The sequence below is a fragment of the Bradyrhizobium murdochi genome (assembly GCF_000472965.1).
GTDB classification, from domain to species: Bacteria; Pseudomonadota; Alphaproteobacteria; order Rhizobiales; family Xanthobacteraceae; genus Bradyrhizobium; species Bradyrhizobium murdochi.
In genome coordinates this window covers 254,498-280,098 of sequence record NZ_AXAU01000004.1, presented here as the reverse complement: position 1 = coordinate 280,098, position 25,601 = coordinate 254,498, and the positions used below count along the sequence as shown (strand labels likewise).

Sequence of the window (25,601 nt, the reverse complement as noted above, 5' to 3'; positions counted from 1 at the left end):
CGCTACCCCTTTGTTTGCCTGACGGCGTTAACCGCGTCGCGCCAGCCGATGACGCCGAAAGCTCGCAGAAGCAGGCCGTAAGTTGCGATTCCTGCCGAGATCACGACCAGCAGCAGGATGGCCTGCACAAGGCCGTGTGCGCCCGAGGTGAGGGAAGGCAGCGACCGCGTCGCAAGCCACAGCAGCGCGCCCATGGCGAGCGCGGATAGCGCGATGCGCGGCAGCCGCCGTTTTGCTTGCCTGTCGATCGAAAACCCGAAGGTTTTCGCGCCGCGGCGGATCAGGCTGAATGCCATGCTCCAGGCGCCGACAGCAATGGCCGCCGCGATGCCCTCAGTGCCGTACCAATGGCTGAGCAGGAAGGCAGAAGCGATCGCCAGCACCACGCCTTTCAGCGCGGCGGTCAGCGGCGTCATCGTATCCTCGCGTGCAAAGAACGCCGGCGATAGCGCTTTCACCAGCACATGCGCCGGCAACGCCAGCGTCAGCCACATCAGCGCGCGGGCGGTGGCTTTAGTGTCATCGGCGGTGAACGCGCCATGCTCGAACAACAGCCGCACGATCGGCGCAGCTAACACGATCAGGCCGAGCGTTGCGGGCAGTGCGAGGCCAACCGCGAGTTCGAGGCCGCGGGATTCGGCGTGCGCAACGGCAGCGCGGTCCTCAGCCCGCACCGCGCGCGTCAGTTCCGGGATCAGTACCGTGCCCATCGCGACGCCGACAATGCCGAGCGGCAGTTCGACCAGCCGGTTGGCGAAATAGAGCCACGATACCGCCGACGGCGACGAAGACGCGATGATCGCGCCGGCCACGACAAGCAATTGCGGCGCGCTCGATGCCATCATGCCCGGCACAGCCTTGCCGAGAAAGCCGCGGATCTCCTTGTCGAACGAGACGCGCAAGGGGCTCGCGACGGGTGTCGCGACGTTCTCGCCACGACGCAGCACCAGCACCGAGAGTTGCAACAGCCCGGCGATGCCGACGGTTGCGGCGATGATCTGCGCGGCCCGGGTGGCATCCGGCTGCACGGCGAGCAGCACGGCCATCACCGCGATCAGCGCGATGTTGAACAGCAGCGGGGAAAACGCGGTCAGCGCAAATCGCCCCTGTGCGTTCAACAGTGCCATCATCACCGTCACCGGACCGGCAAAGGCCAGGTAGGGCAGCATCAGCCGCGCATTGTCGACGGCGAGCTGCAGCGTCTCGCGGCCGGCAAATCCCGGCGCCAGCACGGTGATGACGAGCGGCATCGCCAACGCGAGCAGGGCGGTGGCTGCAATCAAGGCAAAAGTGATCGTGCCGAGCACGCGGCCGGCAAACGCCGCCGCTGCCACCGCGCCGTCGATTTCACGCACCCGCAGCCATGCTGGCACCAGCGCCGCGTTCAGCCCGCCCTCGGTCAGCAGCCTTCGCACCACATTGACTAGCTGAAACGCTGCCAGGAAGGCATCCGCCACGGCCCCCGCGCCAAGCAGCGCGGCGAGCGCCGAATCGCGCACGAAGCCGAGCAGCCGCGAGGCCAGCGTTCCCGTAGAGACCGTGAGGAAAGAACGGATCATTTGGAGGGCCTTATAGCAGCAGCCTAGCTTGCTGCCAGCAGACCCTCATCCTGAGGAGCCGCCAACGGGTCGCGCGCCCGATGACAGGCTCCGCGGCGTCTCGAAGGATGCGGCCACAGACGGGCCTACATCCTTCGAGACGCGGCGCGAGCGCCGCTCCTCAGGATGAGGAACAGGCAGCCTTGCTGCCGCGGGCCTTGCCGTGGTAGCCCGACCCTCATCGCAAACGCCGTAAACAGGACGGGTGGATGACTGACGCAAAATACGACGTTCTCGCTATCGGCAATGCGATTTTCGATGTCTTCGCGCAAACCGATGAGAAATTTCTGGCCGACCACGGCATGACCAAAGGCGGCATGGCGCTGATCGACGAGGCCCGTGCGGCGTCGATCTACCGCGACATGGGGCCGGCGACGGAGGTGTCGGGCGGATCTGCCGCCAACACCATTGTCGGCATCGCCAATTTCGGCGCCCGCGCCGCCTATGTCGGCAAGGTCAAGAGCGACCAGATCGGGGGTCTCTATACCCATGACATCCGCGCCGCCGGCGTTGCCTTCGAAACCAAAGCCGCCTCCGACGGCCCCGCCACCGGCTGCTCCTACATTCTGGTGACGCCGGATGGCGAGCGCACCATGAACACCTATCTCGGCGCCGCGCAGGCCCTTAATCCATCCGACATCGACGAGGCGCAGATTGCGGCATCGCGCATCGTCTATCTCGAAGGCTATCTCTGGGATCCCAAAAACGCCAAGGAAGCCTTCGTCAAGGCGGCTGGCATCGCCCATGGCGCCGGCCGACAGGTGGCGCTCACGCTATCTGACTCATTCTGCGTCGATCGCTACCGCGACGAGTTTCTCGATCTGATGCGCAAGCGCACGGTCGACCTCGTGTTCGCCAACGAGGCCGAACTGCATTCGCTGTACCAGACCTCGGATTTCGAGGGCGCGCTGAAGCAGCTCCGCGCGGACACAAAACTCGCCGTCGTCACCCGCAGCGAGAAGGGCTGCGTGGTAGTGTCGTCCGATGGCGTTGTCGCCGCGCCGGCGTTCCCGATCGAAAAGCTGGTCGATACCACCGGCGCCGGCGACCTGTTCGCCGCCGGTTTCCTGTTCGGTCTGGTGCGTAATGCCAGCCATGAGACGTGCGGCCGGTTAGGGGCGCTGGCTGCGGCCGAGGTGATCCAGCACATCGGCGCGCGGCCGCAGGTGTCGCTGAAGGAGCTGGCGGGGCAGAACGGGTTGGGGGTGTAGGGCGCGCATTCTCTCCGCCCGTCATGGCCGGGCTTGACTCGGCCATCCACGTCTTCGGTGCCCGATGGGCGGGTCTAGGGGCTTCCGATCAGGCGCAACTTCGCCTAGAAGTTGCTTGTGAACGAAACTGCTGTCCATCCGGAGGACGAGGCCGTTAGCGAGGCCCACAAAGTGATTCCCGAGGCGCCGAAGAAGCCGCCCTTCAATGCGGACGCGTGGTTCGCGCGTCTCGATGAATTTGGTGGACGCGATTTCCTGCCTGAAGGTATCTCCGACGAACCACCGGCTGAACGGGACCCGCGCGTCTTCTTCGACGAATGATCTGATGAAAGACGAATACGACTTCTCGACCGCCGAGCGCGGCAAGTTCTTTCGTGAGGAGGCGCGCCTGATGCCGCCGATCCACCTCGATCCCGAGGTGTTTGACTATCTCTCCAAGCGGGCCTTGGCGCAGAGAGTATCGCTGAGTTCGCTGGTGAACACGCTGCTCAAGAAGGAAATCGAACTGATCGACGCAGGAAAATAGCAGCGCCGATTTTCAATTTCGCCTTCTTTGCTGGCGAATTTCACCAAGGCGCCGGCGATCTCTTCGCTGCCGGCTTCCTGCCCGGGCTTGTGCGAGATGCCAGCCATGAGACATGCGGCCGGCTGGGGCGCTCGCGGCTGCCGAGGTGATCCAGCATATTGGGCCAGGGCCGCAGGTGTCGCTGAAGGAGCTGGCGGGGCAGAACGGGCTGGGGGTGTAGTCTCAGACACGCCAGGTGCTGTGCGAAACTCATATGGCTGATCCTATTTTCGGTTGCGCTTTGCTCGAATCCCGTATTTGCCTGATCGAACATAAGAAAACCGGGATGGCTGATGGAATTCCTCACTGAAAAAGCTACCGAACGGCCCACAAAAGCTCCTGTCCACTTCAGGGTTTACGAGGTTGGCAATGACAGCTTCGTTTTCTGCCCGGTTCGCAATCGCGCCTACAAAGTCAACGGAAAGTCCGAGGAGATTGTTAGGCAGTGGTGGCTCTATCGATTGAAGGAGCTCTATGGATATTCCTTCGACCAGATGTCTGTGGAAGTGCCGATCAAGGTCGGTTCAGCTGAAGCGAAGAAAGCTGCAGACATCGTCGTTTACACCACGGCAACGAAAAATCAGCCCCGCATCTTCGTCGAAGTGAAGAAGCCGAATCGAAAAGACGGCATTGATTAGCTTAGAGTCTACATGAACGCCACTGGCTGTCGCATCGGCCTATGGAGCAATGGAGATCCGCCGCATGTATATTTGCTACGAATAGAGCCAGCTCCGGGACAGGAGGAGGTCAATTGGCGCGAACTCCGCGACATTCCTAAAAAGTCTCAGGAGCTGGCTGACGTAGACACTCCAATACTTCGGTCCGAGCTTGTTCCGGTTACCGACTTCCTTAGCGTGATGAGGGAGTGCGAAAATTACATAAAGGCTCATCAGGGCGAGAGCGTATTTCAAGAGGTCTTCAAGCTGATTTTCGCCAAACTCTATGATGAGCGAAGGAATTTGAAGAATGATTCATCCCCGGCCGTCTTTCGGGTCGGAGCTTTTGAAAGTGCTGCTGATGCTAAGAAACGCATTCAGAAACTCTTTAGGGATGCGAAGGAAAATTGGAAGGGCGTTTTTGAGGACGGTGAAGAGCTTCTGCTCTCCGACGAAAGCTTGGCTTTCTGTGTATCCGCACTCCAGAAGTCCTATCTATTGAAGTCAGACGCTGACATTTTGGGCTCTGCGTTCGAGGTCATGATAAACCCGGACATGAAGGGCGATAAAGGCCAATATTTCACGCCCAGGCACGTGATCAGAATGTGTATCGATATAATTCAACCGAAAGAAAATGAATCCGTATTTGATCCTGCGTGCGGGAGCGGAGGTTTCCTGATCGGCGCCATGGATCACGTATTCCGTGCGATCCGCGCAGATCGGGACGATGAATCGGAAATCCTTGAAAACCAGAAGGACTACTCGTCAAACAATGTGTTTGGCATCGATTTTGATAGGACCATCGCTAAAGTAGCAAAGGCTTACATGCTGATCTGGGGTGATGGCCGCTCGAATATCGCCGTTGAAGATGCCTTGAACGAAACAAATTGGCATGTAAGCACGAATTCTAAGCTTGTTGTCGGGAAAGGTAAGAACGCAAAGTTTCGGCAATTCAACCTAATTGTAACGAATCCTCCTTTTGGAGGCGACATATCATCTGAAGAGACTCTATCGAAATACTCCCTTGCATATAAGCAAATGGCAAATGGCAGAGCAAAGCGCCTCAATAAGGTCGCGAGAGACAAATTGTACATCGAACGATGCCTAGAGTTCTTAGCCCCGAATGGTCGTATGGCGATCGTTCTTCCGCGTGGAACTCTCAAGAACTACACGGATGAATACATAAGACGATACATTCTCAGGGAGGCCCGTGTCGTCGCTGTCGTAAGTCTCACGGGGACAATGTTCAAGCCATTCACGAATACGAAGACTTGCGTGCTGTTTGTGCAAAAGAGAAAGGCGCCACTAACCGATCTTACGAAGGCAAAAGACGACCCTGCGATCGTGTTCGCGGTTTCTGAGCGTCCTGGAAAGGACAAGAGCGGAAATCTGGTCCATTTGCCGGATGGGACGGTAGACAGCGATCTTGGTGAAATCGCCAAGAAGGTGGCCGATCAAGCGGTTTGGAATTAACAGATGGCTCTCATACACACACGTTCGTTGAGCGAAACGCTTTTGGAACTTCCGCCAGATGGTGAGCTGTTACAGCAAAATCACATATTTGAACCTGAGTATCATCAGGCAATTTATGTAGACGCTTGCAATAACGCTGCCGGCAAACCCGGCGCTATCATGCTCGGAGATCCGGGACTCGTCACCAACTACCCTTATCGAGGCAGCCAGCCTGATTACGCCGATGACGAAAATGATCCCGACTCCCTGGAATATGAGGGACTTGTCCTGCCTGATGGGACAGTGTTGGATGATGCCAAGAACGGCACTGTTTCCACACGGCCGGTTTGCGCGTTGAAATCGATTGCCGTCAGGTGGGGATACGTAGACCTTAGCTCTGCTAGGTCCGTCTCGCGAAGCTTTCACGAGAAGAAAAAAGAAAAGTCAGGAGTAGTGAATGGCGATTTGCTCATCAATTCGACTGGCGATGGTACCATCGGTCGTGTTGCCGTTTACAACGAGCAGTTTCCGGCGCTCGTGGATGGACATATAACAATCGTTCGCCTCAAGAATCCCAAGCTTGCTTGGTATATAGCAGCATACCTTTTGTCCAAGGAGGGGCAACGGCAGATCTACCGATACATAAATGGATCGAGCGGGCAGGTTGAAATCTATCCGCAAGACATCGCAAGGCTTTGGATACCGTTGAGCGATACGAGTAGCATGCAGATAATCGGGAAAAAATTGGAAGCTGCCTGTATTAAGTATCGCGAATTTTCGAAAGATATTCGGCAGACGTTGAATATGGTTGAAAGCATGAGCTAGTGCGCAGCCATGAGTTGCCTGACTGCGTAGCTCAACGCGGGCTGAGTGCGGTGGAGGGACAGCGTCGGGTGCTCAAGTGACGCCGCAGGGCGCGGCTCTTAATGTCGCCTCATGAGCGAACGGACAGAACGCGGACAAACGATGCTAAACCACCTTTCACCAATAGTTCGATAGGAGGTTCGCCGATCCCGGTTGAGTGTGCTCCGTACAGCCAAGCGTGCGGTTGGTTTGGCACCCGTCGCTGGTCTTAAGCCGAGCCATTAGTCGGTTTGTTCTTCAATCTCTCGCCTAAGCTCGTCTAGGCGTTTTCCTTGATATGCCCAGGCCCAAGGTCCAGAAACCGAGGGCCATTCATCGCCGAGGTCCGAATGGGCTTGCCGCGCAGCATCTGATAGTGAGGTCGTGTCTCCGCGGAAATCGACCTGATTGATCTCATCAACGGTTGTGCAAACTATGTTTGGGTCTTTGTAAAGCTGAAGTACAGTGCCAGGCTTAATACCCACCATTGAGAGCCGGAACCGACTTCGTCGTTTAGCTGCCTCCACCTCAGCTTTGACTTCTGTATTCTCGAATATTTCGTCGCCAAGTTTTATTTCGCGAGTTGCTGCAAGAAGTAGAGCCGCCCTTGCGCGCTCTGGTGCCAAACGAAAGAACTCGCGGCCCTTGCTTATGCGATGATCACCGAAGGCTTCATGCAGATTGATTTCGACAAAAGCTGCATTCGCGACCTCACATGCGTAAAACAGTTCAAATGGGAGCGGCACTCCAGTTGAGTACAACTGACGAATTCTTGATGCTAATTCGCCGTTTGTCTTTCCTATCTTAATGAGCCCCGGCATCGCCTCATTGATAAGAACATAGATTATTTCGGCCATGAGGTTTCCCAATAAACCAGTCTGCACCCACCTAGCGTGGCGCAAGAAACAACAATCAAAAGAATCCGCATAACGACCCCTAGTCGATATACAATCGCAACCGCAACGCGAGATCAAGATGTAGTTGCAAGGGAAGCACAACGCACGCTTCTCGGCTCCGGGCATTTCGCTGGTGGCTTGCTTTCCTTGCGATCGCGCGGGGATGGGAGGGTTATCGACGCTAAAGTTATAGCGAAGCCGCGCAGTACGGATCAGTGATTTGCCCGACAACGCAAATCAAAAATCGCCCCTCCCCCAAAAATAATTCGCTTCCCGATTGACCCAAATCAGTCTTACAACTTCCGCCATCCCGTCCCACTTCAGAGGGGCGTTTCGCGATCGTCACTAAACGCGGGGCGGGGTGCGGTGGACGCGGCAGCGTCGGGCGCGCAAACGTCGTCGCAGGGCGGGCTCTTGTGAGTCCGTGAGCGAAGGGACGGCACGCAGACGACCGATGCTAAGGCGCTCTTCGTCAGACTTCGGCGGATGGGTACCAAGCCCGTCGAGGCCTCTGGCGTAGGGCGTGCCGCGTACGGCCAAGTCGTGTGGTCCTGGCACCCGTGGCTGGTGTCAAGTCCGCGGAGGATGTGTCGGCCCAACCGGGCCAGTCCCATCCATCAATCCGCGGATGACGGTGGCTAAAGGAATTCGCACACCGGGGAGAGCGCGAAGTACGCCGTAAAACCATTGCGCAGGGAAGGCCGGATGCTCTCCGCTGGACCTGTATGCTCGTGTGCGCTTTCTTTTTGCGCAAATGGCACACGAGACCGCGGGTGCAGCGCGCACCCGGTCTTCCGTGCGCCCTCTGTTTTCTGGGGCGCGAAAGAGAAGGTCAAAGCTCGGGCGGAACGCGCCGCGAGATCGCGAAGGTGTGTTTGATGATCGCGCCACACACTCTCCCGTCGTCACCCGCCTTGTGCGCCATTGCGCACTGGGGCGGGTGACCCAGTATCCCAGAGACGTCAGTGATTGAATCAATAGGCCGCGGCGTACTGGATGCCCCGCCTGCGCGGGGCATGACACGCGTGGGTGAGGTGAGAGCGTGCCACGCCCCGAAGCGTAGCCGCCCTGTTTCTCCTTTCTTAGGCCGCCCGTTGGCCGCTGCCGGCATCGAGCCCGGCATAAACCCCGCGCTCGAAGCCTGCAAAAGCTTCCAGACACTTGGCATCGGCGAATGGCAACAACTGCATCAGGATCACACCGCTGACGTCGCGCGCCGGGTCGATCCAGAAATAGGTGTTGGCGAGACCGGCCCAGGCCAGGCTGCCGGCGCTGCGTCCCTCGGCCGTCTGGGCGGTGGTGATGAGGAACGAGAGCCCCCACTTCTTGACGATGTCAGGATAGAGATCGACGTCGTTGGTGTAGATCGGCGCCACCGTCACCATCTTGCCCATGGTGAGATCGCCGATGTGGTTCTGGCTCATCAGCGCGACAGTCTCGGGCTTCAGCACCTCGTTGCCGTTGCCGCGGCCTTTGTTGAGGATCATCTGGGTGAACTTGATGTAGTCGGCAGCCGTGCCGTAGAGGCCGCCACCGCCCATGTGGAATTCCGGCTCCTGTTCCAGCTCGAACGGGATCGGTGCCAGCGAGCCGTCCGCGCCGCGGGCATGCATGCCGACCAGGCGCTGGCGCATCGAGTCAGTGATCTTGAAAGCGGTGTCGTTCATGCCGAGCGGGCTGAACATGTGGTCGCGCAAATACGCATCGAGCCGCTTGCCGCTCACCGCCTCCACCGCCTTGCCGACGAAATCGATATTGGTGCCGTATTCCCAGCGCGTGCCGGGCTCGCTCATGATCGGCGTCTTCAGCGCGGCATTCTGGCAGGTGGTGATGGCCGGGGTTCCGGTCTTGTCGAGATACGTCGCACACACCTCGCTCCACATGTTGTAAGCGAAGCCGGCGGTGTGGGTCATCAGATGGCGCAGCGTGATCGGCTTCGTCGCCGGACGCAGCTTCGGCTCGCCATTGGCGTCAAAGCCTTCCAGCACTTGCGGACTGGCGAGGTCTGGCAGCACTTTTCCGATCGGCTCGTCGAGCGAGAGCTTGCCTTGCTCCACGAGCTGCATGCCGGCCGCGGTCGTAATCGCCTTGGTCATCGAGGCGATCCAGAACACGCTGTCGGCGGTCATGGCATCATCCTTGGAAAGGTCGCGCTGGCCGAACGCGCCCTGGTAGATCACCTCACTCCCGGTAGCCGCCATCGCGACCACGCCGGGAATTTCCTTCGCCTCGCATTTTTGACGCAGAACCTGATCGATCGCGGCCTTGCTTTGCATGGGTCACCTCCCGCTGTTTTTTATGGAGTGGAACGATCTTCCTCCCGGCCGCGTGATCCCGCAAGCGCTCGGCGGAGGCGGCCGCCGATGTCGCGATCTCGTGATAAGAAAGGAGGGAGGCAGTAGGTGCGCCGGGCTGGCGGCACAAAATGGCAACACATCGCCGCATTCTGCGGGGGACGCAGGGCAATGGCGGTGACCGGCTTAACCATCCACGATAACGTGATTAGGCCTGCGATTCCCTTCGCCGACCTTTTTCAGTAAGGCGTTCAGTTTCCAGCACAAACGCCAGCGCGTTGGCTGGGTCAAATTAACCAAAATGGTTGTCATTTTTCTGCTTGTGCAAAGGTGCGCAATGATTTCGACCTGGAGTGAATGGAAGCGCTATCCCCGTCCTGGGCGTGGCGAAAATATCGAGGCGCCGATCTCGCCCGGCATCTATGAGGTGCGCTACGCCGGCACCGGCGCGCTGCATTCGTTCGAGGCGGTCGATAACGTCGCCCAGGCGCTGGCGCTTTTGCCGGTCGGTGGTTCCAGGTCCTGGTTCAGCCGCCGCGACCCCGCCAAGCTGCCCGATCTCGAATACCGCACCTGCGCGACCTCCACCAAAGCCGACGCCAAGGCCGCCGCGCAGCGCATGATCGGCCGCCGCGAGGCGTATTTGAGCGGGGCGGCGTGATTAGCCCGTCATTCCGGGGCGCGAAGCGAACTATGGGGCGCTCTTGCGCCCCTGAGAATCTCGAGATTCCCCGGTGTGCAATTGCACACCTGAGGTCTGGTCGTTCGGACCATCCCGGAATGACGGTGGCCCCATCAGCCCCAAAATTGCTTGAAGCAGACCCGCGTCTGGCGCCGGTGCATCGGCGCTGGTTTGGGCCTATACTCGGATCAATCCTTCAATAAAATCCGAGGAGTACGCCATGAACCCGCCCGTCGCCGCACGCGCTTCAAAAACCTCCAGCCCCTCGCTGCATGACCGCCTGAAAGATTCCTCGCTGCTGCGCGACCGCTGCTACATCGATGGCGCCTGGGTCGGCACGCCGTCGCGCCCGGTCACCAATCCGGTCAACGGTGTCGAACTCGCAAAAGTCCCGGCGTTCGGCACGGCCGAAGCGACGCAAGCCGTCGAAGCAGCCGAGCGCGCATTCCCCGCTTGGGCCAAGCTCACCGCCAAACAGCGCTCCAACATTTTGCGAAAGTGGTTCGAGCTGATCGCGGCGAACCGCGAGGATCTCGCGTTGATCCTCACGTCGGAACAAGGCAAGCCGCTGGCGGAAGCGCTCGGCGAAGTCGATATCGGCGGCGCCTATGTCGAATTCTTCGCCGAAGAAGCCCGCCGCGTCTATGGCGAAACCATTCCGACCCAGCGGCCGGATGCACGTCTGCTAGCCATCAAGCAGCCGATCGGCGTCTGCGGCGCGATCACGCCGTGGAATTTCCCGTGCTCGATGATCACGCGGAAAGTCTCGCCGGCGCTGGCTGCCGGCTGCACCGTGGTGCTCAAGCCCGCCAATGAAACGCCGCTGACCGCGCTGGCGCTGGTCGCGCTCGCCGAAAAGGCCGGCGTGCCCAAAGGCGTGTTCAACATCCTCACCGGCAATTCGTCCGCGATCGGCAAGGTGCTGTGCGAGCATCCTGCTGTGCGGTTCGTCGGCTTCACCGGCTCGACCGAAGTCGGAAAAATTCTCTATCAGCAGGCCGCCGTCGGCGTGAAGAAGCTCGGCCTCGAGCTCGGCGGCAACGCGCCGTTCGTGGTGTTCGATGACGCCGATATCGATGCTGCGGTCGAGGGCGCGATCATCTCGAAATACCGCAACATGGGTCAGACCTGCGTCTGCGCCAACCGCATCTACGCCCAGGACAAGATCTACGACGCGTTTGTCGAGAAGCTCTCGAAGAAAGTCGCGGCGATGAAGATCGGCGACGGCACGGAGCAGGGCGTGGTGCAGGGGCCCCTGATCAACATGGACGCGGTGCTCAAGGTCGAGAAGCATATCGATGACGCCGTCAAAGGCGGCGCGAAGATCGTCACCGGCGGCAAGCGCCATGCGCTCGGCGGCAGCTTCTTCGAGCCGACCGTGCTGTCGAATGTGAAGTCCGACGCGCTGGTAGCGCGTGAAGAGACCTTCGGCCCCTTGGCGCCGGTGTTCCGCTTCAAGGATGAGGCCGACGTGATCGCGATGTGCAACAACTCGCCGTTCGGCCTGGCATCGTACTTCTACGCGCGCGATCTCGGTCGCGTCTGGCGCGTTGCCGAAGCGTTGGAAGCCGGCATGGTCGGCGTCAACACCGGCCTCATCACCACCGAAGTCGCGCCCTTCGGCGGCGTCAAGGAGTCAGGCTTGGGGCGCGAAGGCTCGCATCACGGCATGGAGGAATATGTCGAGATCAAATACGTGATGATGGCCGGGGTGTAGCCAAACTCTCTCGTCGTCCCCGCGAACGCGGGGACGACAGTTGGATCAATCGCTCGCGTCACTCGCGAACGCGCCGTGACGTCCCACGCCGGAAGCAAACCGCGTCGCGCCCGACAGTGTTTCGCCTGACGCAATCACCTCCAGCCCGCCGCGCATTTCGTTTACGATCGCTTCCTCCTCCGCAAGATCCCATTGCCGCAGCGCCGACAGCCGATCGGCGCGCAGGCATTTTTGCGGAAAGCGCGCGATCTCCTTGGCAAGCGCAATCGCCTGGGCGGCTGCCTCGCCGCGGCCGACGACACGATTGGCCAGCCCCGTCCGCAGCGCTTCCTGCGCGCCGACCGGCCGGCCGGTGAGGATCAGATCGATCGCCTGCGAATGGCCGATCAGCCGCGGCAGCCGGATGGTGCCGAGATCGATCAATGGCACGCCGAACCGGCGGCAGAAGATGCCGAAGGTGGCGTCTTCCGCGACCACGCGCATGTCGGCCCATAGCGCGAGCTCCATGCCGCCGGCGACCGCAAAGCCTTCCACTGCCGCGATCACCGGTTTCGACAGCCGCAGCCGGCTCGGCCCCATCGGCGCAATCGAATCGTGACCGCCGAGCTCCCGCTTCTTGTTGGGATCGCCCGCCGCCACCGCCTTCAGATCGGCGCCGGCGCAGAAATAGCCGCCGGTGCCGGTGAACACCGCAACCGATGCGCTCTCGTCGGCATCGAAAGCAAGAAACGCGTCGTAGAGCTTCCGCGCGGTCGCGCCATCGACGGCGTTGCGGCAATGCGGACGGTTGATGGAAACGATGGTCACCGGACCATCACGCTCGACGAGCACGGAATCGACTTCGGTCATTGAGGCGCTCCCTGGATATTATTTCCTGGAAGCTTGGCATTAGACGCGAGGGTGACGCAATCCCAACGCCGTCATTGCGAGCGAAGCGAAGCAATCTATACTTTCCGTGCGGCGGGATGGATTGCTTCGTCGCTGCGCTCCTCGCAATGACGCGGTTAGATACTCAGCTCATCCCCCGTAACGCGCCGGTACGCTTCGAGGTACCGCTTGCTCGTCTCCTCCACCACGCTATCAGGCAGCGGCGGGGGCGGGGCGTCGCCGTTCCAGCGACCGGCATGGCGCTCGGCGTCGAGATAGTCGCGCAGCGGCTGCTTGTCGAAAGAGGGCTGCGGCCGGCCGGGCTTGTAGACGTCGGCCGCCCAGAACCGCGAGCTATCCGGCGTCATCACCTCGTCGATCAGGATGACGCGGCCGTCCGCCGCACGGCCGAATTCGAACTTGGTGTCGGCGATGATGATACCCTGGTGGCGGGCGATCCGCTCGCCGAAATTATAGACCGTGCGTGCCATGCTCTCGAGCTTCTCGGCGACATCGTTGCCGACAATCTCGCGCATGCGCGCGATGGTAATGTTCTCGTCATGGCCGGTCTCGGCCTTGGTCGCCGGGCTGAAGATCGGTGGCTCGAGCTTGCCGCTTTCGAGCAGGCCTTCCGCCAGCTCCTCGCCCGCAAGCGTGCCGGAGGCCGCATACTCCTTCCAGGCGGAGCCGGAGATATAGCCGCGGATCACGCATTCGACCGGAAACACGGTGGTGCGCCGGCACAGCATCGCGCGCCCGAGAATGTCGGCGCGGTGGTCCTTCAGGCCAGGCACCTTGCGGATGATCTCGTCGGCGTCGGCGCTGATCATGTGATGCGGCACCACGCCTTCGAGCTGGCGGAACCACCACGCGCTGATCTGCGTCAGCACCGCGCCCTTCATCGGGATGGTTTCCGCCATCACCACGTCAAAGGCGCTGATGCGGTCGGTGGTGAGCAGCAGCACGCAATCGCTGCCGACGGCGTAGATATCGCGCACCTTGCCGCGGCCGATCCGGGGCAGGGGCAAGTCGCTGGCGAGCATCGCGTTCATCTGGTCAGGCTTTCGAACAGGCGGCCTCGTGCAAGCGCGAGGCAGCAAATGAGAAAGCGGAGCAATAGCTCACTCCGGCAGCGGAATGAATTCATGTTCTTGCGGAACGGCTGCAAACCGGCCGGTTTTCCAATCCTGTTTGGCCTGCTCGATCCGCTCCTTGCTGGAGGAAACGAAATTCCACCAGATGTGCCGCGGGCCTTCCAGCGCGTCGCCGCCGAGAAACATCATCCGCACCGGCGTGACCGCCTTCACCGTGATGCGGTCGCCGGGCCGGAAGATCAGGAGCCGCGGCCCCTCGTAGCGCTCGTTCGCGATCTCGACTTCGCCGTCGACGAGGTAGATCGCGCGCTCCTCGTGGTCAGGGTCGAGCGGCACGCTAGTCCCGGCCTGCGCCGTCACTTCGGTGTAGAACCACGGCGAGACCATGCTGACCGGCGATTGCACGCCAAAGCCGTGGCCCGCGATAATGCGCGCGGTGAATCCGCTCTCCTTCACGGTCGGCAGCGCTTCGGCCGCATAATGCTGGAACGACGGCGCGATTTCTTCCGAGCCCGCCGGCAGCGCGATCCAGCTTTGCAGGCCCAGCATCTTCTGGCCATCGCGGCGCTGCACGTCGGGCGTGCGCTCGGAATGCGCGATGCCGCGGCCTGCCGTCATCAGGTTCATCGCACCGGGCTGGATCTCCTGGACGTTGCCCTCGCTGTCGCGGTGCATGATCGAGCCGTCGAACAGATAGGTGACGGTGGCAAGCCCGATATGCGGATGCGGCCGCACATCCATGCCGCGGCCGGCCATGAACTGCACGGGACCGAAATGGTCGAAGAAGATGAACGGCCCGACCATCTGCCGCTTGCCATGCGGCAGGGCGCGCCGCACCGCAAACCCGTCGCCGAGATCGCGGGTGCGCGGCACGATGATGAGTTCGAGCGCGTCGCAGCTTTTGGGATCGCCGAGCACGGGATCGTTGGACGGTTGCCAGCTCATGAGGACTCCTTCAGGTTTGCGGCAATTATAGCAGGAAATGCGGGATTGCGTTCAAATGCCTCAGCATGTCGTCCCTGCTTTCGCAGGGACCCATACCCCGTGTCCTATCGTTTGGCAGCAATGGCAGATATCGTCTCCAACAATCGACAACGGTGGTTATGGGACCCTGCTTTCGCAGGGACCGACTTAGGAAAATGAACCGATGATCCCTCCGCTCAAGCCCGGCGCAAGATTGCTGAAGGTCGATGGTCCCATCATCGAGACCACGCGCTTGATCCTGCGGCCATGGCGCAGCGATGACATTGCCGCGAATACGGCGATGCTGTCCGATCCAGATAGTGCGCGCTTCATCACGCCCGACGGCAAGGCGATCACCGCCGAGATCGGCGGATGGCGCAACGCCGCGGTGATATCGGGGCATTGGGCGCTGCACGGCTTCGGCATGTTCGCCGTCGAGGAAAAATCAAGCCGCCGCTATATCGGCCGCGTCGGGCCGTGGTGCCCACCGGGGTGGCCGGGTTTTGAGGTCGGCTGGGGCATCGACCGCGAATACCGCGGCAGGGGCTACGCAGTAGAAGCCGCACGCGCGTCGATTGACTGGGTGTTCGCAACCTTCGAGATCGACGAGATCATTCATTGCATCGAATCCGTCAACGCGCCGTCGCAAGCCGTCGCGCGGCGGTTGGGGGCGAGGAGGGATGGCGAAGTTGATCTATCCGGCAAGATCAATGAGCGTTGGGTGACGTCGCGCGATCGCTGGAAAGGCTGATCGGCGGAAATTGAACCACGGAACGATTCACACTAGATTGACCGCGCGGGGATAACCCGCGCGAACGGGCCATCCGATGCTGCTATCCACCTTCGACATCGCCTTGCGCGGCGCCACCGTGGCGCTGCTCCTGGTGCTGGCGGTGTTGCTGTTTCGCGGCTTTGGAATGGTGCTCGCCGGACGGCTGGCTGTGGCCTTTGCAGTGGGGTCGGCGGCGCATGCCGTGACCTCTTCGATCGGTGTGACATCGAAGGTAGCTCCGGCGCTCGCGCCCCTGATCGCGCTGTCGACCGGCAACGCCGTGGTGTTCTGGCTGTTTACGCGCGCGCTGTTCGAGGAGACGTTCAAACTGCGCTGGTGGCACGCGCTGGTCTGGGCGGCGGTCGCAGCGTTCAGCTTCGTCAACTGCATGTGGCTGGCGCCCACATCCGGCGTGCAGCTTTCCATTATCGCGGTCAATCTCCTCGCGCTCGGCTTCATCGTGCTGGCCGTCGTGCAGACCATCGCGTCCTGGCCGGCCGATCTGGTCGAGGGTCGGCGCCGCGTCCGCGTCTTCATCGTCAGCGCGGCGGCGCTGTATGGCGAGCTCAATGCGATGCTGCAGATATCGTTGTCCGGCAACGCCGCCGCGAACCTTGCCAACACGCTGAATTCGGCGATGCTCGCCGCCGTGGTTGCGGCCATCGCGATTGCGATGACGCGTGTCGATGGGGCCGATTTGTTCCCGGCCGCAGCGGTCGGCAAGCGCGATCCAATCGAGGCGGCAGCCGCCGTGGAATCCAGCACCGCCGATCAAAAACTCATCGATGCACTGATGCGGCTGATGGCCGACGAGCGCATCTATCGCCACGACAACGTCACCATCGGCGAGCTCGCAACCAAACTCGCCATTCCCGAATACCGGCTGCGGCGGCTGATCAACCAGCGGCTCGGCTACCGCAATTTCAATGTCTTTCTCAACGAGCACCGGATCGCCGAAGCCAAGGCGGCGCTCGCCGATCCAAGCCAGGCCGAAGTCCCCGTGATTACGATCGCGATGGACGCCGGCTTCCAGTCGCTCGGCCCGTTCAACCGCGCCTTCAAGGCCATCACCGGCGTCACGCCGACCGAATATCGCCGGCTGAAGGCGAGCGCAGCCTAGGCCGCTTCGTATTGCTATTACTGTGTAATTTCAGAATCGGCGAGGCGTGCTGAACATTCGGCCAGCGCGCATTCCAAATCCGGCGAGCGGCCGGCGGCGGCCTCATCAACATCCCCGGCATGCGCTGACGCTCATGCCGGAGGCTCCGTGACCAGACGAAATCTCATCCTCATCCTCGCCGCCACCACGGCGCTCAGCGCGCTCGCGCTCTCAGTTGCCCGCGCCCGCGACGTGCCGAAGGTCGCGACGGGGTTCGTCGCCAGCGTGCTCTGCACCGAGACCTTCGTCTCCGGCCTCGACCCGGCGCGGGTATTCGCCGAGACTACGTCCGCGATGCCGGGCGCCGGGCTGATCGCCTGGGCGCTCGACTATCGCCTCGACCGCGCGCGCAAGGGCGTCACCGTGACGCTGTTCGGCCTCGGCCGGAGCCGCGCCGTCTACCGTGGCGAAGGGCTCGGCTGTTATCTCGATCATGATGGTGCCGTGGCCGAGATTGTGTTGCCGCCGTCGGAGGCCAAACCGGCGCTGCTGTCCGACACCGCTGGCCGCGCCGTTGTCGAACCGCAAACGCCGCAACTGGCTCTCGCACTCGACCGCGCCTTCGCCGAGCCGGACAAGTCGACGCCGCGCAACACCCACGCGGTGGTGATCCTGAAGAACGGGCGCGTCGTCGCCGAACGCTATGCCGAGGGCATCGGCATCGACACGCCGCTGCTCGGCTTCTCCGCCACCAAGTCGGTCATGTCGGCGCTGGCCGGCATCCTCGTGCGCAAGCGCGCGCTGAAGCTGCATGAGCCGGTGTCGATCGCCGCGTGGCAACAGCCTGGTGATCCAAGGCGCGCCATCACGCTCGATCATCTGCTGCGGCACACCGCGGGGCTAAAGCTCGGCAGTTCGCTGCAGGCCTCGCTGGCGTCCGCGCTCGAGCCGGTCAATCGGATGAAGTTCATGGAGCCCGATATGGCCGCCTATGCGGCGAGCATGCCGCTGGAATCGGCACCGGGCGCGGCATGGAACTACCACGACGGCAACACCGTCATCCTCGCGCATCTGATCCGCCAGGCCACCGGCGGCAGCGCGGCCGGCATGATGAGTTTCGCGCGGCAGGAATTGTTCGAGCCGCTCGGCATGCGCGATGTGACGCTTGAATTCGATGCGTCGGGCAATGCGGAAGGATCGAGCCAGATGCTGGCGAGTGCGCGCGACTGGGCGCGCTTCGGCCAGCTCTATCTCGACGACGGCATGGCGGGTGGAAAACGCATTCTACCCGAAGGCTGGGTGAAATATACGGCGACGCCGACGCCGAACGCCTGGGTCGGCCAGGGCGCCGGCTTCTGGACCAATCTCGGCGACAGTTTCGGCGCAACCTACCGCAGCGAGCGCGGCTGGCCGCGCGATGCCATTTTCGCCAAGGGCACGCTCGGGCAATATGTGATCATCGTGCCCTCCGAACAGTTGGTTATCGTGCGGCTCGGGCGCTCGCCGAACTGGCCGCCGGAAGGCGACGGCGTGTTCGAGCTCGTGCGAGATCTGATCGCGGCAACCGGTAGCAAGGGAAAGCTGGCGGGAGCGAACTGAACGTTACGCGGCAAACCTTCCCTTCTCCCCTTGTGGGAGAAGGTGGCGGACGTAGTTCGCCGGATGAGGGGTTCGATCCGCGAATACAAATGCGAGAGGTTCACCCGCGGAGAGGGACCCCTCACCCGTCTCAATCGCGCTTTCCGCGCGATTGATCCACCCTCTCAAGGGGAGAGGGTGCATCGTCGATGCGGTGCTAGCTCTATCTACTGCCGCCCCAATTGCGTGGCTTTCTCGACGCGGTCGAACCGCTCCAGCGACAGGATCGCGTCGGCGAACTGGTCGGCGCGGCCGTTCAGCACGGGGCGGGCGAGCGTGAGGAATTTTTGCTGCATCGCTTGCGCGTCCGGAAACGTGTTCGGCTCGCCGGAGGGATCGGCGTAAAGACGCTCATGCACGCCATCGTCGGTGGTGATCGAGACGCGCGCGCCGAAGGGGTGGGTGCGGCCGATCTCGAGGCGATCGTCCTGCACCACATCGAATTTGTCGGCCAGCGCATTGACGGCGGCATCACCGAGCCGCTCGTAATCGTCCCAGCCGAAACGGCCCTGGTCGAGCGCCAGCGCGCCGGTGAAGAACATCGAGAATTGCCCGCCGACGATCGAGGTCGGATGCCGCTTGGTGGCGGCATCGCCGGTCAGCGTGATGCCGTTGCGGTGCAGGCCAATCTCGACCCGCTTGATCTGATCCGGCGTCAGATTATGCTCGCGGCGCATTGCGATCAGCGCATCCAGCGCGGCATGGGTATAGCGGCAGCTCGGATACGGCTTCACGCCGATCCGCAGCGTCTCGTAGGTTTTGCCGAGGCCGGCTGTCGCCTTGTCGGGATGGGCGTCGTCGCTGTAGCCGGCGAGGAGCCCGTGCTTGCCCTCGACCGACTCGGTCGAGCCGACAAAATTGTTGCGTGCCAGCGTCGCGGCAATCACGCCGTTCATCGCAGCGGCGCCGACCTGGTAGCGCTTGTTCCAGGCGCCGTTGACGAGGAACTGCAGCGAGCCCGCGGCCTGGCTGCCGGAAACGCCGAAGGCTGAGATGATTTGGTCCTTCGAGAGGCCGAACAGCTTCCCCGCCGTGGCTGCCGCGCCATAGGTTCCCGCCGTCGCGGTCGGATGGAAGCCGCGCGCATAATGCGAGGTCGGATCGAGCGCGTTGCCGAGCCGGCAGCACACTTCATAGCCGGCCACGATCGCCGTCAGCACGTCGCGCCCGGATGCGCCGACCATTTCGCCCACCGCAAACGCCGCCGGCACCACGGGTGCGCTCGGGTGCAGCGAGGAGTCGGCATGCGTGTCGTCGAAATCGAGCGAATGGCCGAGCGCGCCATTGAGCAGCGCGGCGACCGCGGGCGTCCAGGTCTTCGCATCGCCGAACACGGTGGCCTCGCCCTTGCCGTCGAGCGCCAGCGCTTCCAGCATCTTCAGCAGCGAGGGCGTGGATTCCGCATCGCGCCGCGCCCGGATCGTGCTGCCGAGGAAATCCAGCGTCAGCACCTTGGCGCGCTCCAGCACCTCTGGCGGAATATCCGTAAATTTCAGGTCGGCGACATAGGCTGCGAGCGTTGCGGTTTCGTGGGCCATCGTGTTTCCTCGTTCTGCCTGATAAGGGTAGGCGGGCCGATTTGACCTTTCAAGCCGCCTCCCCGTCGCGGGCACCAGCCGTGCTTGACGTCCTCTAGCACAGGCGCGCTGTGCAGATTCCGGAGTGTGGCGCATGATGGCCTTCGCAAAACGCATGCTTGGATCGCGCCGGCGAAGACGCAATTGGCGCTCGCGGTCAGGCCCGCCATCGCCGCGGCTTGCTCGCCAGTAGCCGGAAGCGGAAGAGCAGAAGCGTAGCGTATACAGCGGTCCCGACCGAGAGCCCGCCCCACACGCCGACGGCGCCCAGCGAGGTCCAGAAGCCAAGCCAGCAGGCGAAGGCGAACCCGATCAGCCAGTAGCTGAGGATCGCGAACAATAGCGGCACGCGCGTGTCGTTCATGCCGCGCAGCGAGCCGGCGGCAATCGTCTGGATGGCGTCGGCGATGAAGAAGGTCGATCCGACCAGCAGCAGCGTTGCCGAAAGTTCGGCTGTCGCGTCGGTGTTCTCGCCGAGAAAGATCTCCGCAATGCCAAAGCGGCTGATCACCACCGCGAGCGTCAGAATCGCCGCCAGTACGATGCCGAGCCAGGTTGCGACGTAGCCGGCCCGCCGTACCGCGCCGGCGTCGCCGCGGCCGACGGCGTGTCCCACCCGCACGGTGGCGGCCATGCCGATGCCGAACGGCACCATGAACAGGATGGCCGCGACCTGCAGCGCGATCTGATGCGCCGCCAGCGCGGTGGTGCTGATGATGCCCATTAGCAAGCCCGCAGCGCCGAACAGGCCGTATTCGAGCAGGAAGGAGAGCGAGATCGGCGCACCGATCACAACGAGCTGCCGCATCAGCTTCCAGTCGACGCGCCAGAAATGTCCGAGTATGTGAAATTTGCGAAATGGGCGGCGGCGTGCGGCAAACCACACGCCCGCCAAGAACGTGCCGAGATTGACGATCGAGGTCGCCAATCCCGCGCCGAACAGGCCAAGCTGCGGCAGGCCGAAGGCGCCATACAGCAAGAGATAGACCAGTAGCGCATTGGCCGGGATCGCAGCGAGCGTGATCCACAGGATCGGCTCGGGCCGATTGACCGCGCTCATGAAGCCGCGAATTGCCATGAACCACAGCGCGGGCAGGACGCTCCAGGTCAGGCCGAGCAGATATTCCTGCGCAAGGCGCGCAGCCGTCGGCGCCTGGCCGAGCATCAACAGGATCGGCTCGCCGTAGAACGACAGCGCCATCATCGGCAGCGACATCAGGAACGCAGCCCACATGCCAACGCGGAGCGACCGCCGGATCAAATGCGGATTGCGTGCGCCAAATGCCTGCGCCGCCAAGGGTGCTACGGCAGACACCAGCCCCATGCCGAAGGTGAAGCTGACAAAGAACACGGTATGCGCCAGCGCGGCCGCAGCCATGGCCTCGCTGCCGAGCCGACCGATCAGGGCAATGTCGGTCGTCATCATCGCGATCTGCCCGAGTTGGGTCAGCGCGATCGGCACCGCGAGTTTTAGCGTCTCGGCAAGCTCAATCGCGAGATGACGGCCGGGCACGGCTGCAGAGGCGGGCGGCGCAATCGCTGCGCTTTCAACTTTATCGAGCGAGGTCATTGCAACAGACTAGCACCGGCGAAGGTCGAAAAAGTGACGGCGGCGTTCGCGGCCCGGAGCGTTCTCCAGCGAAAGCTTGCCTCGGACTTGATCCGGGGCGGACACCGGTTCGCGTCAAGAAAACGCGTCAAAACAAGAATCTAGAGCCCGGTTCTGATTTAATCAGAACCGAAAAGGCTCTAGTGGCCGTCGCGTGCCGGAACTCGGGTGATTCGCGCGCCCAACGCATTGAGCCGCTGCTCGATGCGCTCATAGCCGCGCTCGATCTGGTCGGCGTTGTTGATCGTTGAGGTGCCTTCGGCGGCGACCGCCGCCAGCAGCATCGCCATGCCGGCGCGGATGTCGGGCGAGGTCATCGGCGCGCCGCGCAGCCGGCTCGGGCCGGCCACGATCGCGCGATGCGGGTCGCACAGCACGATACGGGCGCCCATCGAGATCAGCTTGTCGACGAAGAACATTCGCGACTCGAACATTTTCTCGAACATCAGGATGACGCCGTCGCATTGCGTCGCGGTCACGATCGCAATCGACATCAGGTCGGCCGGGAAGGCCGGCCACGGCTGGTCCTCGAGCTTCGGCACATGGCCGCCGAAATCGTCATGGATCTTCATGGTCTGGCCCGAGGGCACCACGAGATCGTCGCCCTCGACGCCGCAGACGATGCCGAGCCGTTCAAATCCCATCCGGATGGAGCGCAGATGCTCGACGCCGGCCTTGGCGATGCGCAGCGGTGAGCGCGTCACTGCGGCAAGTCCGATCAGCGAGCCGACCTCGATATGGTCGGGCTGGATCGAATAGCTTGCGCCGCCAAGCGTCGCCGGGCCGTGCACGATGATGGTGTTAGTGCCAATGCCCTCGATCTTGGCGCCGAGCGCGACCAGGAAATGCGCGAGATCCTGCACATGCGGCTCGGAGGCCGCGTTGCGCAAGAATGTGGTGCCACGAGCGGCGACCGCCGCGACCAGCGCGTTCTCGGTGGCCGTAACGCTCGGCTCGTCGAGAAAGACGTCGGCACCCTCGAGGCGGGAGGCGCGGAATTCCAGCCGGTGGGTGGCGGTGACGGTGGCGCCTAACTGCTCGAAGGCGAGGAAATGCGTATCGAGACGACGGCGTCCGATGACGTCGCCGCCGGGCGGCGGCAGCGCCACCTCGCCGCAGCGGGCCAATAGCGGCCCGGCCAGCAGGATCGAGGCGCGGATCCGCGCGCATAGCTCAGGATCGAGATCGGCGGCGCGGACCTCCTTGGCGTGGATCGCAAGCGTATTGCGCGCCTGCCACTCGGCGGAAGCGCCGACCGAGCGGATCAATTCGACCAGCGTCTCGGTGTCGCGGATCCGCGGCACGTTTTCCAGCGTGACCGGATGCTCGGTGAGCAGGGCGGCCGCGATAATCGGCAGCGCAGAATTCTTGTTGCCGGATGGCTCGATTGTTCCCGCCAGCCGGTGGCCGCCTTCAACGATATACTGAATGGGCGGCATAGGCGCGTCCTGCCTCACACGTCGACATTGGCGCTGAGCGAATTATCCTGGATGAATTCGCGGCGCGGTTCGACGACGTCACCCATCAGCTTGGTGAAGATGTCGTCGGCCTCGTCGACCTCCTTGATCTTCACCTGCAGCAGCGAACGTTCGTTCGTATCGAGCGTGGTTTCCCAGAGTTGCTCAGGATTCATCTCGCCGAGGCCTTTATAACGTTGCAACGCGACGCCCTTGCGGCCGGCGTCGGTCACCGCCTCGAACAGGCTGACCGGGCCGTGGATGGCGGTCTCGGCATCCCTGCGGCGCAATATGCCGGGCTTCGGATAGGCCTCCTGAAGTTTGGCGGCGTAGTCGTCGAGTTTGCGGGCGTCGGCGGAGCCGAGCAGGGCGTCGTCGATGATGGCGACATCCTTGACGCCGCGGATCGTGCGCTCGAAGAAGAAGCCTTCACCTTCGGTGAAACGGCCGGTCCAGCCGCGCTCGACCTCGTCGGCCAGCGCATCGAGACGCTTGGCGATGTAACCGGCGGCGGCATTGGCGGTGGCGATGTCGCCGGTGATCCTCGGGTTGAGCACGCCCGCGATCGCGGCTTGCTCGACCACCTTGCGGTTATAGCGGCTGTGCAGATTGTTCAGGATGCCGCGGATGACGCGCGCGTCCTCCACCAGCGACAGCAGGTCGCGCCCGCCGCGTTCCGAACCCGACGCCGGCTTGAAGACGCAGTCATCGAGGCCGGTCGCGATCAGGTAATCTTCCAGCGCGCGCTCGTCCTTCAGGTATTGCTCGGATTTGCCGCGCGTCACCTTGTAGAGCGGCGGCTGCGCGATATAGAGGTGGCCGCGGTCGATCAATTCGCGCATCTGCCGGTAGAAGAAGGTCAAGAGCAGCGTGCGGATATGGGCGCCGTCGACGTCGGCGTCCGTCATCACGATGATCTTGTGATAGCGCAGCTTGTCGGCGGAGAAGTCGTCGCTGATGCCGGTGCCGAGCGCGGTGATCAGCGTGCCGATCTGCTCGCTCGACAGCATCTTGTCGGTGCGGACGCGCTCGACATTGAGGATCTTGCCGCGCAGCGGCAGCACCGCCTGGAATTCGCGGTTGCGGCCCTGCTTGGCGCTGCCGCCGGCCGAGTCGCCCTCGACGATGAACAGTTCGGACTTGGCCGGATCCTTCTCCTGGCAGTCGGCGAGCTTGCCGGGCAGCGAGGAGACGCTGAGCGGACTCTTGCGCGTCAGTTCGCGCGCTTTGCGGGCGGCTTCGCGCGCGGCCGCCGCCTGGATCACCTTGCCGACGATGACCTTGGCCTCGGCCGGGTGCTCCTCGAACCACGCCGCCAGCGCCTCATTGATGACGTTCTCGACCACCGGACGCACTTCCGAGGACACCAGCTTGTCCTTGGTTTGCGATGAAAACTTCGGGTCCGGCACCTTCACCGACAGCACGGCGGTGAGGCCTTCACGGCAATCGTCGCCGGTCAGCGCGATTTTTTCTTTCTTCGCGTTGGCGTCGGCATAGCCGTTGACCTGGCGTGTCAGCGCGCCGCGGAAACCGGCGAGATGGGTGCCACCGTCACGCTGCGGGATGTTGTTGGTGAAGCACAGCACGTTCTCATGGTAGCTGTCGTTCCACCACAGCGCCGCCTCGACGCCGATGCCATTGGATTCCGACCGCACCATGATCGGGGCGGGGACGATCGCCTTCTTGTTGCGGTCGAGATATTTGACGAACTCCTCGACGCCGCCGTCGTAGCGCATCTCCTCGCGCTTCTCGACCGCGTGACGCATGTCGGAGAGGATGATGTGAACGCCGGAATTGAGGAACGCGAGCTCGCGCAGCCTGTGCTCCAGCGTCGCGAAATCATACTCGATGTTCTTGAAGGTCTCGCCCGAGGCGAGGAAGGTGACCTCGGTGCCGCGCTTGCCTTCGGCCTCGCCGACCACCTTCAAAGGTGCCAGCGCGTCGCCGTGGGCGAACTCGACGAAATGCTCCTTGTCGTCGCGCCAGACCCTGAGCTTCAGCGAGCTCGACAGCGCGTTGACGACGGAGACGCCGACGCCGTGCAGGCCGCCCGATACCTTGTAGGAGTTCTGGTCGAACTTACCGCCGGCGTGGAGCTGGGTCATGATGACCTCGGCGGCGGAGATGCCTTCACCCTTGTGGATGTCGACGGGAATGCCGCGGCCGTCGTCGCGCACGGTCACGGAATTGTCCGCGTTAAGGATCACGTCGACGCGCGTGGCATGGCCCGCGAGCGCCTCGTCGATCGCGTTGTCGACGACCTCGTAGACCATGTGGTGCAGGCCGGAACCGTCATCGGTGTCGCCGATATACATGCCCGGCCGCTTGCGAACGGCATCGAGGCCCTTCAACACCCGGATCGATTCCGCACCATACTCAACGGGAATGGGATGCTCAGTGTCGGCAGGGGTCCGCCGGGCAGGTTCTGTCATGTGAGGCCTTCGAGGGTGTCCCGAATCAGCTGCGCAATATGAGGCGCTGATTGGTCTATTTGTGCCATGAAACAGGCACCGCGCCTAGCGCAATCTCTCTGTACGCAAGTTGTTGAATAAATGGTGGTTTTTTGCCCTTTTTCAAGGTCTCCAAGGGCCGATTCTGAAGGCCCCGAAAA

Annotated in this window: 21 protein-coding genes and 1 pseudogene; 12 read left to right on the top strand and 10 right to left on the bottom strand. The window is 62.4% G+C overall.

Features of this window, described 5'->3' with window-relative positions:
- Positions 1–2: 2 nt before the first annotated feature.
- Entirely contained in the window at positions 3–1,559 is a 1,557-nt protein-coding gene (gene murJ / locus YUO_RS0113990; RefSeq protein WP_028347827.1) for a murein biosynthesis integral membrane protein MurJ, read from the bottom strand.
- Between the two features lie 248 nt (positions 1,560–1,807).
- Between murJ and YUO_RS0113985 the strand changes: the two genes are divergently transcribed.
- From YUO_RS0113985 to YUO_RS0113955, 7 genes and pseudogenes are all read left to right on the top strand, one after another.
- Positions 1,808–2,809 (top strand): adenosine kinase, encoded by a 1,002-nt coding sequence (locus YUO_RS0113985; RefSeq protein ID WP_028347826.1) that lies wholly within the window; start codon positions 1,808–1,810, stop codon positions 2,807–2,809.
- Between the two features lie 117 nt (positions 2,810–2,926).
- The gene (locus YUO_RS40695) at positions 2,927–3,130 is read left to right on the top strand and encodes a hypothetical protein (RefSeq protein WP_051379429.1); all 204 of its coding nucleotides are present in this window, start codon (positions 2,927–2,929) and stop codon (positions 3,128–3,130) included.
- A gap of 4 nt (positions 3,131–3,134) precedes the next feature.
- Entirely contained in the window at positions 3,135–3,335 is a 201-nt protein-coding gene (locus YUO_RS0113975; protein WP_028347825.1) for a hypothetical protein, read from the top strand.
- Between the two features lie 47 nt (positions 3,336–3,382).
- Positions 3,383–3,555 (top strand): annotated as a pseudogene (locus YUO_RS46210) (PfkB family carbohydrate kinase); the annotation flags it as partial.
- Positions 3,556–3,667: 112 nt separating this feature from the next.
- Positions 3,668–4,012: a type I restriction enzyme HsdR N-terminal domain-containing protein gene (locus YUO_RS0113965; RefSeq protein ID WP_028347824.1), complete on the top strand. Its 345-nt coding sequence runs from the start codon at positions 3,668–3,670 to the stop codon at positions 4,010–4,012.
- A 12-nt stretch (positions 4,013–4,024) separates the two neighbouring features.
- Entirely contained in the window at positions 4,025–5,503 is a 1,479-nt protein-coding gene (locus YUO_RS0113960; protein ID WP_028347823.1) for an HsdM family class I SAM-dependent methyltransferase, read from the top strand.
- Positions 5,504–5,506: 3 nt separating this feature from the next.
- The gene (locus YUO_RS0113955) at positions 5,507–6,307 is read left to right on the top strand and encodes a restriction endonuclease subunit S domain-containing protein (protein WP_028347822.1); all 801 of its coding nucleotides are present in this window, start codon (positions 5,507–5,509) and stop codon (positions 6,305–6,307) included.
- Between the two features lie 260 nt (positions 6,308–6,567).
- Here YUO_RS0113955 and YUO_RS0113950 read toward each other — a convergent pair whose 3' ends face one another.
- Positions 6,568–7,182, bottom strand: a complete 615-nt coding sequence (locus YUO_RS0113950) for a GIY-YIG nuclease family protein (RefSeq protein WP_028347821.1) — start codon at positions 7,180–7,182, stop codon at positions 6,568–6,570.
- Positions 7,183–8,303: 1,121 nt separating this feature from the next.
- On the bottom strand, positions 8,304–9,497 hold the full coding sequence (locus YUO_RS0113945; protein WP_028347820.1) for a serine hydrolase domain-containing protein: 1,194 nt from the start codon (positions 9,495–9,497) through the stop codon (positions 8,304–8,306).
- Positions 9,498–9,852: 355 nt separating this feature from the next.
- Here YUO_RS0113945 and YUO_RS0113940 point away from each other — a divergent pair, with 355 nt between their 5' ends.
- Both YUO_RS0113940 and YUO_RS0113935 read left to right on the top strand, forming a co-directional pair.
- Complete coding sequence (locus YUO_RS0113940) at positions 9,853–10,176, top strand: hypothetical protein (protein WP_028347819.1); 324 nt, start codon at positions 9,853–9,855, stop codon at positions 10,174–10,176.
- A 241-nt stretch (positions 10,177–10,417) separates the two neighbouring features.
- Positions 10,418–11,914 carry an NAD-dependent succinate-semialdehyde dehydrogenase gene (locus tag YUO_RS0113935; RefSeq protein WP_028347818.1) on the top strand — a complete coding sequence of 499 codons (1,497 nt, stop codon included), beginning with the start codon at positions 10,418–10,420 and terminating at the stop codon, positions 11,912–11,914.
- A 45-nt stretch (positions 11,915–11,959) separates the two neighbouring features.
- On the opposite strand, the gene YUO_RS0113930 is transcribed toward YUO_RS0113935, so the two are convergent.
- From YUO_RS0113930 to YUO_RS0113920, 3 genes are all read right to left on the bottom strand, one after another.
- Entirely contained in the window at positions 11,960–12,763 is an 804-nt protein-coding gene (locus YUO_RS0113930; RefSeq protein ID WP_028347817.1) for a crotonase/enoyl-CoA hydratase family protein, read from the bottom strand.
- A gap of 155 nt (positions 12,764–12,918) precedes the next feature.
- Positions 12,919–13,833 carry a phosphoribosylaminoimidazolesuccinocarboxamide synthase gene (locus tag YUO_RS0113925; protein ID WP_028347816.1) on the bottom strand — a complete coding sequence of 305 codons (915 nt, stop codon included), beginning with the start codon at positions 13,831–13,833 and terminating at the stop codon, positions 12,919–12,921.
- Positions 13,834–13,902: 69 nt separating this feature from the next.
- A complete protein-coding gene (locus YUO_RS0113920) occupies positions 13,903–14,820 on the bottom strand; it encodes a pirin family protein (protein ID WP_028347815.1) in 918 nt (305 codons plus the stop codon).
- A gap of 202 nt (positions 14,821–15,022) precedes the next feature.
- On the opposite strand from YUO_RS0113920, the gene YUO_RS0113915 reads away from it, so the two are divergent.
- From YUO_RS0113915 to YUO_RS0113905, 3 genes are all read left to right on the top strand, one after another.
- Entirely contained in the window at positions 15,023–15,589 is a 567-nt protein-coding gene (locus YUO_RS0113915; RefSeq protein ID WP_051379428.1) for a GNAT family N-acetyltransferase, read from the top strand.
- A gap of 76 nt (positions 15,590–15,665) precedes the next feature.
- Positions 15,666–16,730, top strand: coding sequence for a helix-turn-helix domain-containing protein (locus tag YUO_RS0113910; protein ID WP_028347813.1), 1,065 nt, complete (start codon positions 15,666–15,668; stop codon positions 16,728–16,730).
- Between the two features lie 147 nt (positions 16,731–16,877).
- Positions 16,878–18,308 (top strand): serine hydrolase domain-containing protein, encoded by a 1,431-nt coding sequence (locus YUO_RS0113905; RefSeq protein ID WP_028347812.1) that lies wholly within the window; start codon positions 16,878–16,880, stop codon positions 18,306–18,308.
- 206 nt (positions 18,309–18,514) lie between these two features.
- Here the strand turns inward: YUO_RS0113905 and YUO_RS0113900 are convergent, their stop codons facing one another.
- The 4 genes from YUO_RS0113900 to gyrB form a co-directional block, all read right to left on the bottom strand.
- Positions 18,515–19,885, bottom strand: coding sequence for an MmgE/PrpD family protein (locus YUO_RS0113900; RefSeq protein ID WP_028347811.1), 1,371 nt, complete (start codon positions 19,883–19,885; stop codon positions 18,515–18,517).
- A gap of 196 nt (positions 19,886–20,081) precedes the next feature.
- The gene (locus YUO_RS0113895) at positions 20,082–21,494 is read right to left on the bottom strand and encodes an MATE family efflux transporter (protein ID WP_028347810.1); all 1,413 of its coding nucleotides are present in this window, start codon (positions 21,492–21,494) and stop codon (positions 20,082–20,084) included.
- Between the two features lie 179 nt (positions 21,495–21,673).
- Complete coding sequence (gene murA, locus YUO_RS0113890) at positions 21,674–22,972, bottom strand: UDP-N-acetylglucosamine 1-carboxyvinyltransferase (RefSeq protein WP_028347809.1); 1,299 nt, start codon at positions 22,970–22,972, stop codon at positions 21,674–21,676.
- Positions 22,973–22,986: 14 nt separating this feature from the next.
- On the bottom strand, positions 22,987–25,422 hold the full coding sequence (gene gyrB / locus YUO_RS0113885) for a DNA topoisomerase (ATP-hydrolyzing) subunit B (RefSeq protein ID WP_028347808.1): 2,436 nt from the start codon (positions 25,420–25,422) through the stop codon (positions 22,987–22,989).
- Positions 25,423–25,601: the final 179 nt, after the last annotated feature.